We start from the raw sequence: 16,595 nt of genomic DNA on the forward strand, positions 1-16,595 counted from the left end.
TCTCTACTGGATACAAAAAAGGGCCCCGGTTTCCCGGGGCCCTCTTTATTTGCATCGTCCAGCAAGTGGGCCGGAGCCCACGAGACACACCGTTACAGATCAAGCTTGAAGCCCGCGTAGTAGTAGCGGCCAAACGTGTCGTACGGATCGCCTCCAGCAGTTCCCAGCTGCCCGAAAGGCGGCTTGGTGTCGAACAGGTTGTCGACGCCAACATAGAAATTGAAGTCGCTTCCCGGCAGCTCGTAGTTCAGACGCAGGTTGTGATAGGTCTTCGCGCCGAACTTGTGCTCTTCGTACTGGTCGGGATTGAGCGGGTCGAGCGTCGTGAGTTCACCTGGAGTACAAGTGCCGCCGGACGAACCCGTGGAACCGGATGACGGGCAGATGCCCTTGTGACGGTTCGAATTCTCGTACGCGCTCTTGTACATCGAATCGAGGAACCGCGCCGACCAGGTGATATCGAACTCGCCAAAGTCGTAGTTCAAGTTTGCCGAGGCGGCCCAATCCGGATCGCCAAGTTCGCCTTTCACCCGATTGGGATTGATGGGGCTCGTCGGGTCTTCGAAGAAGTCCAGCGTGAGCAGGTGGGTCGCGATTGCCCGGAAGCTCAGCCGGTGGCCGTTGTCGAACGTCCGCCGATAAGCGAGATCGAAGTCGATGCCCTCGGTCTTGCGCGAAGCGAAGTTAAAGCCGCTCGCAACCAATGCCTGCTCCGGATCGAACAAGCCGGTAACCGGGTCGCGTTGAATGGTTGCGCAATACGGACTGCTAAGCCCCTCGGGCGCATTGTAGCAGTTGTTGATGATTGACTGCGCGCCGAGAACCGCAATCTGATCCTCGATCTCGATGTTGTAGTAGTCGACGGTGAAGTTCAGTCCGGGGATAAACCGCGGCTCGACCACCACACCAAATGTCAGTGACTTACCCTTTTCTTCGATGAGGTCCGGGTTGCCAGCCTGAACGAATGATGTCGACGAGGTACGTGCGGTACAGTTCAGAAATGGATCACCCAATGCCAGCGGGAACGACGTGCCCCTACAAATATCAACGAGCTCAGCATTGGCCGTCGTGGGAACCCCGGCTGCAGCACAGTTGGCCGCACGATTGGGGTTGTCGCCAATGAACTGGGAATCGCAAGGATCGGTGAGCTGATTGAAGTTCTGCGATGCCGGCGAGTAGAGGTCGGTCTGGGTCGGCGCGCGAACCGAGGTCGCATATGCCGCACGGAAACGAATGTCCGGGATCGGGGCGTACATACCCTGAATGTTATAAGCCCACACAGTGCCGGTAGCGGTGTTGTAGTCGGACACGCGGGCAGCGCCGCTGATTGTCAACTCCTCCGCCAGTGGCATGTCGGCGAGCAGCGGGATGCTGACTTCTCCAAAGGCTTCCTTGACGGAGAGCTTCGGGGGAACGAACGGCTGAATCGCGTTGAGGAAGGTGCCTCCGCTAGCGGTCAGTTCGTCAAACGCGCTGCGGGCCCTCTCTTCGCGGTACTCGCCACCAAGAGCGAAGGCGACCGGGCCGCCGGGCAGTTCGAACAACTGCGACATATCGCCGCTGACCGATGCGAGAGCAACGAACTGCTCTGCCCGCTCTTTACGGAATGCCGTCGTGTTGACGTAGTCCAGCGCGGCCTGGCTCGGCGCACCGTAGCCGAACACGTTGATCGGCACACAGCTCGGGTCATCGTTGCTGGGATCCGCATCGCTGTTGACACGGCAGACGATGTTTCCAGAACCATCGTCGACGGCGTCGATCGCAAGGTTGAAGCCGGTCGGGTTGCCGTCGATGTCGAACAGCAGAAGATTGTTGAGCGAACGCATCTCCGTATCGAGGCGCCCGTAGTTCAGCGAAACTTCGTAGTTCCAGTCATCGTTGAACGTCCCTTCCACACCACCGACGATGCGATAGGTGTCGCGATCGTGGAGTTCGCCACGACCGCCGAAATCGACGTTGAAACGCGACAGCGGAAATGCGTCGGTCGCAGGGTCGGTGCAGAGGCCGAAGCTCTGCAGCGTACCGAGCGCCTGCGCGTTCAGGAACCCATTGTCGCAAGCCATGCCGGAACCCACGAAGAAGCTCGGCTGACCTTCCTGGATGGCGTCGATGTGGACGTACTTGGCTTCGACGAAAGGACGAAACGCGTCGCTGACGTCAAAATGCGCGAGCAGATTGACCGTATAGCGCTCCAGGCCCGCAGCAAGCTGGCCGGTGTTGCGCAGGGTGGAACCATTGCCGCCTATGACATTGCCGGTGAACGGACCGATGAATTCGCCATCATCGATGACCAGGTTGCCGTTGGGTGCAAAGATCAGCGCATCGCCATCACCCAGACCGCCAATCGTGCCGCCGTCGGAAACCGCCCGGTTGCGCACGCCGCACAGCGGCTCGTTGTCGTACCCGTTGTAGAGCGGGCCGCCTTCCACGTTATTGAACTGGCAACGGCCGCTGTAGGCTCCGGTCAGATCGTCGCGCTCATTGAAATAGAGCGGATCGGTCTTCGCCCATTCGGCGGCAATCGCAATGTTGCCGCGGCCATCGGCGAAGTTCTTGCCGTAGACGCCGGAGATGAAGCGGGTAGCACGATCGCCCTCTTCCGAAATGCCAGCCTGGCCTCTGATCGAGAGGCCTTCAAAGTTGCGCTTGAGGACAAAATTGACGACGCCCGCAACGGCGTCAGAGCCGTAAACGGCGGAGTTGCCGCCCGTCACGACATCGACACGCTCCAGTAGATCGGTCGGAATGGTATTGATATCGACCAGGTAGTCGCCAGGCGACGCGGTAATATGGCGCTTGCCATTGACGAGGACAAGCGTGCGGCTGGTGCCGAGACCACGGAGGTCAAGCAGGTTGAGGCCTGCCGTCCCGATAAAACGCGTGGAGTTGCCCTGGCTGAAGGTGGAGCGAAGCGAGGGCAGATCGTTAAGGGCATCGCCAAGCGAAACATCGCCGGTATTCGTCAGTTCCTCGGGAGTAACCGTAGTAATTGGGTTGGGAGAACTCAGCGTCGGACGCGCGATGCGTGTGCCGGTCACGATGATTGCGGCGCTTTCAATTGCTTCCTCTTCGGAATCGCAAACGCCGTTCCCGTCGGCGTCGATACAATCGGCGTCGCCCGCGACCGGCGCTTGCTCCTGCGCAAAAGCAGGACTCATGGCGAACGCCAGCGATAGGGCAACGGCCCCCGTGCCCGCAAGAAGGCGTGTTCTACCAGATGCTGGTTGAGAATAGTTCATGGTTTCCAGTCCCCCTAGGACGCCGGCTTGAATTCCGGCGGAAAAACATGGTTAACAAACACAGCGCGCAGCCTCGCGCGGCACTTATCACGCCTCACGATGCGATACGGCGAAGTTGGTCGCAAATGAAATCAATTGCGCGGGCGCTCTTCGGGTTAGACTGTCGCGAAACTGCAACACATGGGGACGGAGCGGGAGCCGAGGGCCGCGGTTCTTTGGCTAGAGAGCCTTCTGCAACATTTCTGTCCCGCGGGGAGCGATGTCGGCGGGCCTCGCCGGTGACCACCGCCGCCCATTGCCCTCAGGTGCTACGCCGAAGCATCACTCCACTCGTTTGCCTTTGACGCCGGTCTTGCCGTCGATGCGGATGAAGTAGCTCCCTAGCGCGGCGCGCTTGAACACGACGCTGTCGCCGACTTCCACTCTGCTAAGCCGAGAGGGAGCGTTCGTTATCTGCCACAGGGCGTTACCGTCTTCTATCCTGAAGAGCAGCGAGTCCCGCGAAAGGTAGCGAACGGCGGTGATCGTCGATTCAAGCATGTCGAGCTGCTCGTCCTGGCCATCTTCGTCGCTATCGTCACCAAACAGATTCAGGTCCGGTAGGGCGAATCCAAACAGACGCTTTCGCGTGTGCTGGACATCCTCCGCGCTCAGGATCCGGAGATCGCCCTTCTGATGGGCTGCGATGATCGCGTTCGCCGCCGCATCCAGGCAGGTCAGCCGAGTGGCCTCGGCCGCGATCTGCTGGCACTCTTTGAGCGATTCCACGTAGCCCGGCTGTTTCGCCTCCTGCGCCTGCGCGGAGGTCGATAGCCATAGAGTCGCGGTCAGACTGGCGGCTCCGACATAGCCGAACGTTCGCATACCCACGTGAACAGCCTCCCAAAAATCGGCCCGTTCGTCGCACATTCTCGGGCTGTCGCCAACTGTAGCCAGGATGTCACAGTTGGCGAGATAGCGTAGCTTTGGCCCTGAGCTACGTTGCCGCGACGACAAAGGTTCGATTACAGCGCCCTCATCGGGCCTCTAGCCCGGAAATGTACCGAATATTTGTACACTGCGCCAAGGGGGCGCACCAAAAGAGGGGATGGAAATGTCCAACCGTTTCAGCAAAGCTACGCTGCTGGTGGGGACCGTTATGGCAAGTGCCATGATCGTGTCGCCCGCCTACGCGCAGTCCGATGACGAAGTTCAGGAAAATGCGGTAGGGTCCCAGATCGACCCGGAAGCCGGCACGGGAGGCGAGACCATCGTCGTAACCGGTTCGCGCATCCAGCGCCGCGACCTGACGTCGACCAGTCCGCTGGCTGTAGTCCAGGATGAAGAATTCAAGCTCTCCGGTGCGGTGAACGTCGAGCAGGTGATCAACACCCTGCCTCAGGTCGTTCCCGGTACCACGGCCTTCTCGAACAATCCCGGTGGTGGCGTTGCGACGCTGAACCTCCGCGGGATCGGCTCCGCCCGTACCATGGTGCTGGTAAATGGCCGTCGCTGGGTTTCCTACGACACTTCTCAGGTTGTCGACCTCAATACCATTCCGCAGTTCCTGCTGGACAGCGTGGACGTGGTGACGGGCGGCGCTTCGGCCGTCTACGGGTCTGACGCCCTTGCAGGGGTCGTGAACTTCCGCCTCAAGCAGGATCTCAACGGCGTTGAGGCCGGCGGTCAGTATGCGCTTACCGACGAAGGTGATGGCGCTCGTTACCAGGCGTATGTGGCCGTCGGCGCTTCGACCGATGATGGTCGGGGCAACGTGACCGCGTTTGCCGAGTATTATAACCGCAAGCCGATCTTCCAGGGTGCCCGAGGGTTCTCGCGCTTCGCGCTTGGTGACGACGGCGACACGCTTTCGCCTGGGGGTTCCGCCACAACGCCGCAGGGCCGCGTTGCAATCGCTCCGACTGCCGTCATTGGGGAGGATCCGGATGGTGACGGGCCGCTGACCGCCCCGACTGCACCGCGCGGTGTGGGGAACTTCGGGACCGATTTCGGTGCTAACTTCGGCTCCCCCGGCGTTAGCGACGTCTTTGATTTCCCCGGCGATCTCTACAACTATGCTCCTGCCAACTATCTGCAGGTTCCGCAGGAGCGTTACCTGATCGGCGGTTACGGGCATTTCGAGATTTCGGATGCGATCACTGCGTTCGCCGAAGTAACCTACGTCAACAACCGTGTTGCCAACGAACTGGCTGCAACGCCGGTCACCGGCACGTACAACGTCGATCTTGCCGCGGTTCAGGGTTATCTGTCGCCCGCCGACTTCGCGGCGCTGCAGCAGGTCGATGCGAACGAGACTGCGATCAACGCCGCACGCGCTGCCGCCGGTCTCGATCCGCTGTTCGGCCCAGTCGGCGGCGGTCTGAATGCTCAGGATCCTGGTATCGTCCAGATGAGCATCAATCGTCGTACGCTCGAAACAGGAGCGCGTAACTCGCTCGACGAGCGCAACGCGTTCCGCGTGCTGGCGGGCGTTCGCGGCCCGGCCTTCAGCGACTGGACTTACGAAGCGTACTACAGCTACGCGCGTACCCGGAATGCCAACATCCAGGAAGGCAACATCTCGTCTTCGGCATTCCGCAGTCAGGTGGAGTCGGGCGCGATCAACGTGTTCGGCGCCGGTACGCTTTCGCCCGAAGATGTCGCGAGCATTTCGATCCTCGCGCAGAACGGCGAAATCTCGACGATGCAGGTCGCCTCGGCCTCGTTGGCAGGTACGCTGGGCAACCTCGGCTGGGGCGCTGACAATATCGGTCTCGCCGTGGGCGCCGAATACCGCAAAGTGGGCGCCGAGTTCATTCCGGATACCGCGCTTTCGTCGGGTGACGTAATCGGCTTCAATGCCGGCGATCCCACCGAAGGTAGCTACAACGTGAAGGAGCTGTTTGGTGAACTTCGCGTACCGATCCTGGCGAACCAGCCGTTCTTCCACCGCCTCGAGCTTAACGGAGCAGCCCGCTACTCCGACTATTCGCTCGAAGCGGTCGGCGGCGTGTGGACCTATGCCGGCGGCGTCGAATGGGCCCCGGTTCCGGACATCACGTTCCGTGGGCAGTACCAGCGTGCGGTTCGTGCGCCGAACGTCGGCGAACTGTTCGGCGGACAGGCAAATGGCTTCCCGGGCGCGTCCGATCCGTGTTCGGATCGTGGGGACCCGGCCAGCCGTACGGCGGCGCTGCGTAGCCTTTGTGAGGCAACCGGCGTGCCTTCCACGGCGGTATTCACCGCGGGCGTTCAGGCCAATTCGCAGATCCAGGGGCTGTTCGGCGGCAACCCGGACCTCGAAGAGGAAACTTCGGACACCTACACCGCCGGTGTGGTCTTCCGTCCGTCGTTCATTCCGCGCCTGAACATCGCGGTCGATTACTTCGACATCACCGTCGACAATTACATCTCGACGCTGGGCGGTGGCCTGCAGGGCACTCTGAACCTGTGCTACAATGTCATCCAGGACATCAACAGCATCTACTGTCAGGCGATTGCGGATGGCGGTCGTAATCCGGCAACGGGTGAGATCGGCACCGGCGGGTTCATCCCGCTGATCGGAAACGCCAACGTCGCGAAGATCGAGACGAGCGGCGTCGACTTCCAGGTTGACTACAGCGTTCCGCTGTCGTTCGGCCTGACCGGTGAAGGCGAGTCCGACCTGAACTTCTTCTTCCTCGGCACCTACACGATCGACAACAAGTTCTTCGCCGTGCAGGATCTGGATGCCAACACGGACTGCGCGGGTCGTTTCGGCCAATCCGTCTGCGGCAATCCGCAGCCCAAGTGGAAGTGGAGTTCGCGTCTGTCGTGGATCGACGGCCCGCTGACCACCAGCCTGCGCTGGCGTCACCTGGGCGGTGTCCGGGACGACGATGACAGTGCGGACTACGTGGTCGAGCGTCTTGACTCGTACGACGTGTTCGATCTGTCGTTTGCGTGGGATGTCACGGAGCAGTTCACGTTCGCGATGGGCGTTAACAATCTTCTCGACAAGAAGCCGCAGTTGATCGGCGACAACCAGGAACAGGCGAACACCTATCCGGGTGTGTACGATGTCCTCGGTCGCGATTACTTTGTGTCGGTAGGCATGAAGTTCTGATCTGACGGATAATGGTCTGACGGAAGGGCGGCGTTCTTCGGAGCGCCGCCCTTTCTTTTTGTCTCCAGCGTATCGACCAGCTCGACGGTTTTGACGCTACTAGACTCTGAAGGCAGAGGTGCGGTTCGCTCTTGAGGATCAGCATCCTCCCGGCAATGCGGTCAGGCGATCCGGATTGTCCGAAAGTCGGCGAAGGGCTCTCTCCCTTCGAAATCGGAAATCGGTGTTACGTCCACCTGCGTAAGGCCGGCAGTCTGCAAGGCGGAGGTCAGTATGGCTTCGTCGGCGACCGCTTCGCAGGCCGTTTCGAGCGCCGAGATCCTTTGCAGTTCGTCTCTCGCCATCCTGGCGATCGCCTCGATTGCGGATGCTGTTCGGTGGGACTGACCTGTGACATTGAGCTCCAGAGACCTGCGGATGGCCTCCGCAATTTCCCATGCCGCCGAATTGTTGCCGTAGAGCGATCGCCCTCGTGCGGGCGCCTCCGAAATAGCTTGCGGAACCGCGGTCTCGCCCGTACGGCGTGCGCACAAGCTGCGCTTGGCGATCCCCGGAAGATCTTCGTCGACGATGGCCCAGCGGATTGCGTCTTGTCGCGCCAGGTTATGAGCGAGGATCGGGCCATCCCGCCGGTGTGTCATGAGCCCCACCACACCGTCGGACGCGAGGACGCGGCGAACTTCGCGAGCTGCCGCGGGGACGTTGCCGTACTCGAAACCGAACTGGCTGACGACTGCTTGAAAGTTTGCGTCCCGAAATGGCAGGTCTTCCATCGCAACGCCGCTGCGAACGGAGGTTCCGTTCGGTGCCGGTGGCAGTTCGGTCGCGAAATCGATCCCTGTGATCTCGAGGTCGGGGCGGCTGTCCAGCAGCCAGGCCATCACACGACCATCACCCGTCGCGAGGTCCAGGACGCGCCCATCTGGCACTATCGAACGTGCCAGGTCTTTCCAAGCGGCGTACTGCGCACGCTCGAGCGTCGGTGAGCTGCCCGGCAAGCAGCCGCCTCTTCGTCTTCCCGATTGAGCCCAGAACGCTGTCCAAGCGGCTCGCCCATCGCTGTTCATGGCAAGCCTTCGCTATTCGATTGAACATCGAAAGCGACCGTCATGCGGCGGCCGCCAGAAAACGGCGTTGTCCCGTGGTATAGCGTGCTCGGAAACAAGGCGAGATGCCCTTCGCACGGGCGGATCGAATGGAGCGGCGGCAGGTCCAGCCGCAGGTCAGCAGGCGGGCGCCCGATCTCCAGCCAGCCGCCACCGGCTGACGTATCGAGGTCGCTTGGCAGTTCGAGATAGAGGGCTGAAGAAATCATTCCCTGCGGATGAATGTGCGAGGTGTGATGATCTCCGCCACTTGACAGCCGCACCGACCACGATCCGGCAACTCGCCATATGCTGCTGCGGTATCGCAACAAGGGGTGCGTCGCATCCTCCGCTGGCAGGTTGGCGCGATAATCCTCCAGCGTAGCCAGGACGGCCGAATGAAGTTCGCGCCAGATTGCTTCGTGCCGGTCGAACAGACCCCCACGCGTCTGGCTCCCTCCGCGCAACGATTGACCGAGGGGCAACGGTGATCCATCGTGAATTTCGTGTAATCGCGAGATGATGCCCGGGAGCAGTTCGTCACTTCCTCTCAGAGGCAGAAACTGGACTAGGCCGGGCTGTTCGTGAAGCCATGCTGCGCGGGGTTCCTCTAGCAAGCGCCACACCAGCCCGCGCAGCGCCCAGGCGGTCACGCTAGAAGGGTTTTCCGCGAGAACGCTCTCGATCAGCGGCTTGGCCAAGTCTGGTCGCTCCAGACGCAGCCGATGACGGGCTTCATGCAGCGCGTGTCGGGTCGATTTTATAGGCATCCTCGCCCAGAGAGCTTCCGCTCGCTCGGTCTGGCCCGCTTCACCGGCATGGATGGCCTCAAGTAGCGCGAACCGCTCGTCCTCGGGGAATTGCCGTCGGGCGTCTGCGGCGATGTCTGCGGCTTCCGCACTTCTATCGAGGCTTGCAAGAACGCTGCAATGGGCCAATGGTATCTCCGGGTCCCAGGGTAGCCGTTTCGCCGCAGCGCGATAAGGCGCGGCGAAGTCCGTTTCACCCTCTCCGAGCAGAAGCTGCGATAGAAAACGCAGTCCCTCCGGCCACTGCGGCGCCTGCTCAACCAGTGATTGCGCAATCGCCCTGGCCTCCTCTGTTTGCCCTGCGACGTCGAGTGCCTGAGCTTTGCCAAGCCAAAGTTCGGGATCACCTGGGCTACACGCCAGAGCATGATCGAATCGCGCGATGGCATCCGGTTCGGCACGCTCGAGAGCCACGCGCGCTCGGCCGTGCCGGGAACGCGTATGGGCCGGATCGAGTTTCAGCGCTCGATCGTACCAGCGCGCCGCTTCCCTCAATATGCCTCGGTTACGCGATGCGTTGGCACGCGCCGAGCAATAGCGGACGTCGTTTGCGCCAAGGTCTTCGAACTTCTCAAGTTCAGTGAGAGCTGCAGCATGATTGCCTTGCCGCCCTAGTGCGATCGCATGGTTCACGGCGAACTCGAGCGATGTTGGTGCGAGTTCCCGCGCTTTTGCGAAACGGTCGGCAGCTTCCGCGAAGTCGCCCGCGCGCAGCGAAGCGTTGGCCGCGCTGTTCCAAAGCGCAGCGTTAGTGGGATAGGCGGCTACCGCCTCGCCGAAGACTGCGGCGGCTTGGGCCGCATCGCCGGTCTTGGCGGCGATTTCCGCGCGCGCGCGGAAATCTTCGATTGTTGTGATCACCGGTCCCGCAGCCAGCCCGTGATCGCCAGTCGCCCCATCGGTGCGAAGGGCGGCACGTAACTGACAAGATGCGATTGCGGCACAGCGAACAGGTTCAGGGCGTTGAAACGTGGGCGAAAACCCTCGACTACGTCTCCATCTCCATCAAGGAACATAAGATATCCCCCCCAGTCCGGGTGCCAGTCATCAGGGGCAAAATTCATCACGTAGGCCACTCGCCAGCCCTCGGCGACATGGCTGTCGTTATGCCTGCCGAGGTAATGGTTCGGCGCATAAAGTGTGGCTTGGGCGTCGGCCTTCCGAAGATCAGCGAATCCCGTCACCTCCCGCGCGAGTTCGAGAAAGTCCGGCGCATTCAGATATTCCAGTAGCAGTTCGTGTGGGCCATCGGGGTCCCAGCGCTGGTGCAGCGCATCGACCATCGGATAGTGCGCGAAGCGGAACGCGTATTCGCCGCTGGCCGAAGCCTTCTGGGCCGCAGCCGCGGCGCGCCGCGCCTGCTCGGCTCCGCCCGGCGATGCGATCTCGCGCGGGCCGATGCTGCGCGGTGGAGTGGTCGAGCCATCGCCAGCGCACACCGCCATCCCCCAAGGCGTTCCGCGCGTAAGAATCCTGCGGATCTCCTCCGCGGTTTCGCGTGTAAGGACATCGCGAATCTGCACGCGGCTCCGCTCCGCGAAGCGAGCCGCGCAAGCGAGCCGGTCGATATCGGGACTGATCTCAAAGAGCTTTTTCATAGACCTCGAGGAGCGTGCTCGGCAGGGCCAATCTCTACGCCTTCGATCGTCTTCTTGGCAAGAACGGTCGCCGGCAATAGCAGCGGCTAGCTTGACGCAAACGGAAACTAACCATACGCCAGTGGCAAATCGAAACCGGGAGAGCGGAATGACCACTGCTTACATCGTCGACGCCGTTCGTACGGCCGGGGGACGCCGCGGCGGGCGGTTGGCTGGGGTTCATCCGGTCGATCTGGCGGCGAAGTCGCTCGATGCGCTGGTGGAGCGCACGGGGATCGATCCTAAGAGCGTCGACGATGTGATCATGGGCTGCGTGACCCAGGCGGGCGAGCAGTCGATGCACGTCGGGCGCAACGCTGTGCTGGCATCGAAGATGCTGCCGCAATCCACGCCGGCGGTCACGATCGACCGGCAGTGTGGATCAAGCCAACAGGCGGTCCAGTTCGCCGCGCAGGCGGTGATGAGCGGCACGCAGGACGTGGTCATCGCGAGCGGTGTGGAAAGCATGAGCCGCGTGCCCATGGGCTCGAACCTGACGTTCCACATGAAGGAAGGGCTGGGCACCTACAAGTCGCCGGGGCTGGAGGAGAAGTACCCCGGCGTCCTGTGGTCGCAGTTCATGGGCGCGGAGATGATCGTCGAGAAGCACGGCTTCACGAAGGATGATCTCGACCGCTTCGCTCTCGCAAGCCACGAGAAGGCGATCGCTGCAACCCGGGCGGGCGCTTTCGAGGCCGAGGTCGTGCCGGTCGAGATCGAGACCCCAGACGGGCCGCAGATGCACACCGTTGACGAAGGGATCCGCTTCGACGCGACGCTGGAGAGCATCGCCGGCGTCAAGCTGCTCAGCGAGGGCGGCACGATCACGGCGGCCACGGCCAGCCAGATCTGCGACGGTTCCAGCGCGGTGCTGATCGTGTCAGAGAAAGTCCTGAAGGAACAGGGCCTGACCCCGCTCGCACGGATCGTGAACCTCACCGTCACGGCGGGTGACCCGGTCATCATGCTGGAAGAACCGCTGTTCGCAACTGACCGCGCGTTGCGGCGGGCGGGCATGAAAATCGACGCCATCGATCTTTATGAAGTGAACGAAGCCTTCGCTTCAGTGCCGCTCGCGTGGCTCAAGCATACGGGTGCGGATCCGGAGCGGCTCAACGCCAACGGCGGCGCGATCGCGCTCGGCCATCCGCTGGGCGCCTCGGGCACCAAGCTGATGGCGACTCTCGTCCACGCGCTGAGGGCGCGCGGCAAGAAGTATGGTCTGCAGACGATGTGCGAGGGCGGCGGCGTCGCCAACGTGACGATCGTGGAAGCGCTCTGAGAGCTGCGCGAGCCTCAGCGCAGACTAGGCCTCCCGCCAGATGAAACGAGGTCCCAGCTTAGGCTGGGCCTCACGCTAGAGAGGAAGACAAGAATGGAAATCGGCAGCAACACTCCCGCGGTCGTCACCGGCGGCGCCTCGGGCCTCGGCGAAGCGACGGCGCGAGCGCTCGCGGCGAAGGGCGCCAAGGTCGCGATCTTCGATCTGCAGGAGGAGAAGGGGAAGAAAGTCGCCGCGGAGATCGGCGGCGTGTTCTGCGAATGCAACGTGACCGACGAGGCTTCGGTCGACGCGGCCTTCGCCAAGGCCCGCGAAGCGCACGGGCAGGAGCGGATCCTGGTCAACTGCGCCGGCGTCGGCAACGCGATCAAGACTGCCAAGCGCGACAGGCAGACGGGCGAGATCAGTCACTTCCCGCTCGACGCGTTCAACTGGGTGATCCAGATCAACCTCGTCGGCACCTTCCGCTGCATCGCCAAGTCGGCGGCGGGCATGATGACGCTTGATCCGCTGTCGGAGGACGGCGACCGCGGTGCGATCGTTAACACGGCCAGCGTCGCAGGTGAGGACGGGCAGATCGGCCAGGCCGCGTATTCCGCGTCGAAGGGCGGCGTGATCGGCATGACGCTGCCGATCGCACGCGACCTCATGGGTGAGGGTATCCGGGTGAACACGATCCTGCCGGGCATCTTCAATACTCCGCTGATGAACGCCGCACCGCCGCAGGTGAAGGAGGCGCTGGCCGCCTCGGTTCCGTTCCCCAAGCGGCTCGGCAACCCCGAGGAATACGCCAAACTGGCGCTGTGCATGATCGAGACCGGTTACTTCAACGGCGAGGACGTGCGGCTCGACGGCGGGATCCGGATGGCGCCGCGGTGACGATGGTATGAGCCCCTGCGCAGGCAGGGGCCTCCCTCAGCTCGCGTGAGATCGGGGGAGGCCCAGCCTGCGCCTGGTTCGCGCAAGGTGCAGGGAGGAAGCAATGCCCGAGTTCACGCAGATCAAACTGGACATCGACGACGGCATTGCGACGGTCACGCTCCATCGGCCGGAGAAGATGAATGCCTTCACCCGCACGATGATGGCGGAAATCATCGCGGCGATGGATGCGATCGACGCCGATGACGCGGTACGCGCGGTGATCTTCACTGGGCACGGCGACCGCGCGTTCTGCGCCGGCGCCGATCTCACGCCGGAGGACGGTGCGAAGCCGTTCGCTAGCAACGAAGCGGTTGAGGACCTGTCGGACCCGCTCGTGCGCGACGGTGGCGGGCAAGTGACCCTGCGCCTGTTCAATTCGACCAAGCCACTGATCGCTGCGTGCAACGGCGCCGCCGTGGGCATCGGCGCGACTATGCAACTCGCGATGGACATTCGCCTGGCGGCGGAGACGGCACGGTACGGGTTCGTCTTCGCACGGCGCGGGATCGTGCCGGAGGCGTGCTCGAGCTGGTTCCTGCCGCGGCTCGTTGGCATCCAGCAGGCGCTCGAGTGGACCTACACCGGCCGGATCTTCGATGCGCAGGAAGCGCTCGCAGCGGGGCTGGTGCGCTCGGTCCATCCGGAGGACAAGCTGATGGGCGAGGCGAGGGCGCTAGCGCGCGAGATTGCGGAGCACACCTCGGCGGTGTCGATTGCGCTGACGCGGGCGATGATGTGGCGGCTGTCCGCCGCGGAGCACCCGATGATGGCGCACCGGATCGACAGCCGCGCGATCTACCGCATGGCGAGGACACCCGACGCCGCCGAAGGCGTGGCCAGCTTCCTCGACAAGCGGATGCCGGAGTTTCCGATGAAGCCTTCGCGCGACATGCCGGACTTCTACCCGTGGTGGGACGAGCCCGATTACTAATAACCGCAGGCAAGCACCCGGGCCCGGTTGTCAACGCAGGCGGTTGCACTAGAAACGAGTTCCATGACCGAACCCGACGATCGCCCCGGCCGGCTCCAGCTCGACCGTTTCCTGCCCTATCAGCTCTCCATCGCGTCGAACGCGGTCAGCAACCGCATTGCGGAGATCTACCGCGACCGGTTCGATCTTAAGATCCCCGAATGGCGGATCATGGCTGTGCTCGGGGACACGGGGCCGGCGACGCAGCGCGAGCTGACGGAGCGCACGCTCATGGACAAGGTCGCCGTCAACCGCGCGTGCCGCACGCTGGCTGAGCGCGGGTTCGTGGAACGCGAACCCAACGCCACCGACGGCCGCTCGCACCATCTCGAACTCACCGCACAGGGTCGCTCGATCTACGACCGGATCATGCCCCTGGCCCTGCAGATGGAGCAGCAGCTTTTCGCTTCGTTCTCAGCGGTCGAGTGCGAGACGTTCGTCCGGCTCCTCACTCGCGTGCGCGAACAGGCGGGCGCCCTCGATCCGGCGAGCGAAAACCTCTAACGCCCCTCTGCCGACCGGGTGTCGGGCGATCCGTTTACCGTCCGGGGTTGGTTGCGAAGGCATCGCTGATCGAGCAAGCCGCAGGGCCCAGGATCACGATGAACAGCACCGGCAGGATGAACAGGATCAGCGGCACGGTCATGATCGCGGGCAGGCGCGCGGCTTTCTCCTCCGCGCGCATCATGCGCTCGTTGCGGAATTCGGCCGAGAGCACGCGCAGCGCAGATGCGAGCGGAGTGCCGTATCGTTCGGTCTGCACCATCGTCGTCACCACGCCGCGCACCGATTCCAGGTCCACGCGATAGGCGAGATTGTCGAACGCCATCTTGCGTTCGGTGAGGAACGAAAGCTCGATCGCAGTCAGCGCGAACTCGTCGCCGAGCTCAGGGTAGGCGCGGCCCAGTTCCTTGGCGACCCGGTTGAAGGCGGCATCGACCGTCAGGCCCGCCTCCGCGCAGATCACCAGCAGATCGAGCGCGTCGGGGAGGCCTTTACGGATCGCGTCCGTCCGCTTGGTCGCCTTGTTCTTGAGGAAAATCTCCGGTGCCTTGTAGCCCGCGAACAGGAGCACGCCCATGGCGCCGGTGCGCTTCATCACGCCCCAGTCGGGGAAGTAGTCGATCACGTAGATCAGGGTGATGCCGAGCCCGCCGAGCAGCAGCGGCAGCAGGATGCGGCCCGCGATGACGTAGACCGCCAGTTCCTTGTTGCGGTAGCCGGCGTGGGCGAGCTGCTGCTGGATGACCTCGATCTGGCTTTGCTGGAGGACCTTCATCCCGGCCAGCGTATCCTTGAGTTTCTCGGTCCCCTCGGTCTTGTGGAGGAGGCTCTGGCGCTTGCGGGCATTGGCCTTGACGATGCCGGCCTTCAGCTCGTCGCGTCGGGCGTTAAGCGCCTTTACGCGGCGCGCCATCGGATCCTTGACCGTGAGAGCGGCGTAGATGGCTAACAGCACGGCGAGCGCGGCGATCCCGGCGAGGATCGAGCCGACGAGAATGACGTCGAAACCGAGGAGAGTTGGGCCGGCGGGCGTGTCGGGCATGTCCTGTCCTCGCTCAGATCTCGAAGCTGACCATCTTGGCCATGATGAAGCCGCCGATCGACATCCATACCAGTCCGCCGAGGCCGGTGACGATCAGCCGGTCGTCCTCGAAAAAGCCGCCGATGTAGCCGGGGTTGATCCACCAGATCATGGCGAAGACGATGAACGGCAGCGCGCCGACGATGTAGGCCGAGGCCTTGGATTCCGAGCTCATCGCGCGGATCTTCAGCTTCATCTGCGCGCGCTTGCGCAGCACGTCGGCAAGGTTGCCCAGCGTTTCGGCGAGGTTGCCGCCGGTTTCCCGCTGGATTGCCAGTGCGATGCAGAAGAAGTTGAACTCCGGAATGCCGAGCCGGTCGGCGGTGTCCTGCAGGGCCTCTTCCATCGAGCGTCCGATCTTGATCCGCTCGACCACGCCCTTGAATTCGATCCCGACGGGGCCGGGAACTTCCTGCGCCACCACCTGCAGCGTTTCCGTGACCGGCAGACCCGATCGCAGGCCGCGCACCAGCAGTTCGATCGCGTCGGGAAACCTCGCGTTGAAGGCGTTGGTCCGCTTCTTGATGAAGTGGCCCACGGCGATATGGGGAATCCCCGCGCCGAGAAGCAGGCCGATGCCGAGCGAAAGAACCGCCGCGCCCGAACGCAGGTACACGATCACCGCGATGGCGAGCGCGATGCCGAGCGACGCGTAGACGTACTGCGTGACGGTCCAGTTCTTGCCGGTCCGGTCGAGCCTGAGCGCGAGCGCTTCCGTTCGCGATTCCGACCCTGCAACCTTGTGCATCCTGGGCTTGCGCGCCGCGATGGCTTTCTTGAGCTGCGATTCAACCTTGGTGTCGGTGCTCTCGGAATGGCGGTAGCGTAGCGCCTCCATGCGCCGCTGCGCCTCCTTGGCGGCCGAAGGCCCGGCCAGCAGCATGTAGCCGATGACCATAAGGCTCATCAGCCCACAACCGACCAGCAGGAGCTGGATGATGTTCATGCTCGTGTCCTGCCCTTCCTGGCTCGCGTCGCGGCTG

The 16,595-nt window shown here is 62.8% G+C and carries 12 protein-coding genes; 5 read left to right on the forward strand and 7 right to left on the reverse strand.

The features are described from left to right. Window positions 1-92: 92 nt before the first annotated feature. Both AC3A5N_RS09635 and AC3A5N_RS09640 read right to left on the reverse strand, forming a co-directional pair. Window positions 93-3,239, reverse strand: coding sequence for a TonB-dependent receptor domain-containing protein (locus tag AC3A5N_RS09635; protein ID WP_487737096.1), 3,147 nt, complete (start codon window positions 3,237-3,239; stop codon window positions 93-95). Window positions 3,240-3,560: 321 nt separating this feature from the next. Then, a complete protein-coding gene (locus tag AC3A5N_RS09640) occupies window positions 3,561-4,148 on the reverse strand; it encodes a hypothetical protein (protein ID WP_487737097.1) in 588 nt (195 codons plus the stop codon). 184 nt (window positions 4,149-4,332) lie between these two features. Between AC3A5N_RS09640 and AC3A5N_RS09645 the strand changes: the two genes are divergently transcribed. Next, on the forward strand, window positions 4,333-7,323 hold the full coding sequence (locus AC3A5N_RS09645; protein ID WP_487737098.1) for a TonB-dependent receptor domain-containing protein: 2,991 nt from the start codon (window positions 4,333-4,335) through the stop codon (window positions 7,321-7,323). A gap of 161 nt (window positions 7,324-7,484) precedes the next feature. On the opposite strand, the gene AC3A5N_RS09650 is transcribed toward AC3A5N_RS09645, so the two are convergent. From AC3A5N_RS09650 to AC3A5N_RS09660, 3 genes are all read right to left on the reverse strand, one after another. Next, the gene (locus AC3A5N_RS09650; RefSeq protein ID WP_487737099.1) at window positions 7,485-8,321 is read right to left on the reverse strand and encodes a class I SAM-dependent methyltransferase; all 837 of its coding nucleotides are present in this window, start codon (window positions 8,319-8,321) and stop codon (window positions 7,485-7,487) included. Between the two features lie 65 nt (window positions 8,322-8,386). Continuing rightward, window positions 8,387-10,078: a tetratricopeptide repeat protein gene (locus AC3A5N_RS09655; RefSeq protein ID WP_487737100.1), complete on the reverse strand. Its 1,692-nt coding sequence runs from the start codon at window positions 10,076-10,078 to the stop codon at window positions 8,387-8,389. Beyond that, the gene (locus AC3A5N_RS09660) at window positions 10,075-10,815 is read right to left on the reverse strand and encodes a 2OG-Fe(II) oxygenase (RefSeq protein ID WP_487737101.1); all 741 of its coding nucleotides are present in this window, start codon (window positions 10,813-10,815) and stop codon (window positions 10,075-10,077) included. Before AC3A5N_RS09660 ends, AC3A5N_RS09655 begins: the two co-directional genes overlap by 4 nt. A gap of 148 nt (window positions 10,816-10,963) precedes the next feature. Here AC3A5N_RS09660 and AC3A5N_RS09665 point away from each other — a divergent pair, with 148 nt between their 5' ends. The 4 genes from AC3A5N_RS09665 to AC3A5N_RS09680 all read left to right on the forward strand — a co-directional run bounded on the left by AC3A5N_RS09665 (window position 10,964) and on the right by AC3A5N_RS09680 (window position 14,531). Next, complete coding sequence (locus tag AC3A5N_RS09665; RefSeq protein WP_487737102.1) at window positions 10,964-12,136, forward strand: acetyl-CoA C-acetyltransferase; 1,173 nt, start codon at window positions 10,964-10,966, stop codon at window positions 12,134-12,136. A gap of 93 nt (window positions 12,137-12,229) precedes the next feature. Further along, entirely contained in the window at window positions 12,230-13,015 is a 786-nt protein-coding gene (locus tag AC3A5N_RS09670) for an SDR family NAD(P)-dependent oxidoreductase (protein ID WP_487737103.1), read from the forward strand. A gap of 103 nt (window positions 13,016-13,118) precedes the next feature. Continuing rightward, complete coding sequence (locus AC3A5N_RS09675) at window positions 13,119-13,988, forward strand: crotonase/enoyl-CoA hydratase family protein (RefSeq protein ID WP_487737104.1); 870 nt, start codon at window positions 13,119-13,121, stop codon at window positions 13,986-13,988. Between the two features lie 63 nt (window positions 13,989-14,051). Continuing rightward, window positions 14,052-14,531: a MarR family winged helix-turn-helix transcriptional regulator gene (locus tag AC3A5N_RS09680; RefSeq protein ID WP_487737105.1), complete on the forward strand. Its 480-nt coding sequence runs from the start codon at window positions 14,052-14,054 to the stop codon at window positions 14,529-14,531. A 34-nt stretch (window positions 14,532-14,565) separates the two neighbouring features. On the opposite strand, the gene AC3A5N_RS09685 is transcribed toward AC3A5N_RS09680, so the two are convergent. Together AC3A5N_RS09685 and AC3A5N_RS09690 are read right to left on the reverse strand one after the other, a co-directional pair. Further along, window positions 14,566-15,573 (reverse strand): type II secretion system F family protein, encoded by a 1,008-nt coding sequence (locus AC3A5N_RS09685; RefSeq protein WP_487737106.1) that lies wholly within the window; start codon window positions 15,571-15,573, stop codon window positions 14,566-14,568. 13 nt (window positions 15,574-15,586) lie between these two features. Next, on the reverse strand, window positions 15,587-16,558 hold the full coding sequence (locus AC3A5N_RS09690; RefSeq protein ID WP_487737107.1) for a type II secretion system F family protein: 972 nt from the start codon (window positions 16,556-16,558) through the stop codon (window positions 15,587-15,589). Between the last annotated feature and the right edge of the window lie 37 nt (window positions 16,559-16,595).

Source organism: Pelagerythrobacter sp. Soil_C_18 (assembly GCF_057657235.1).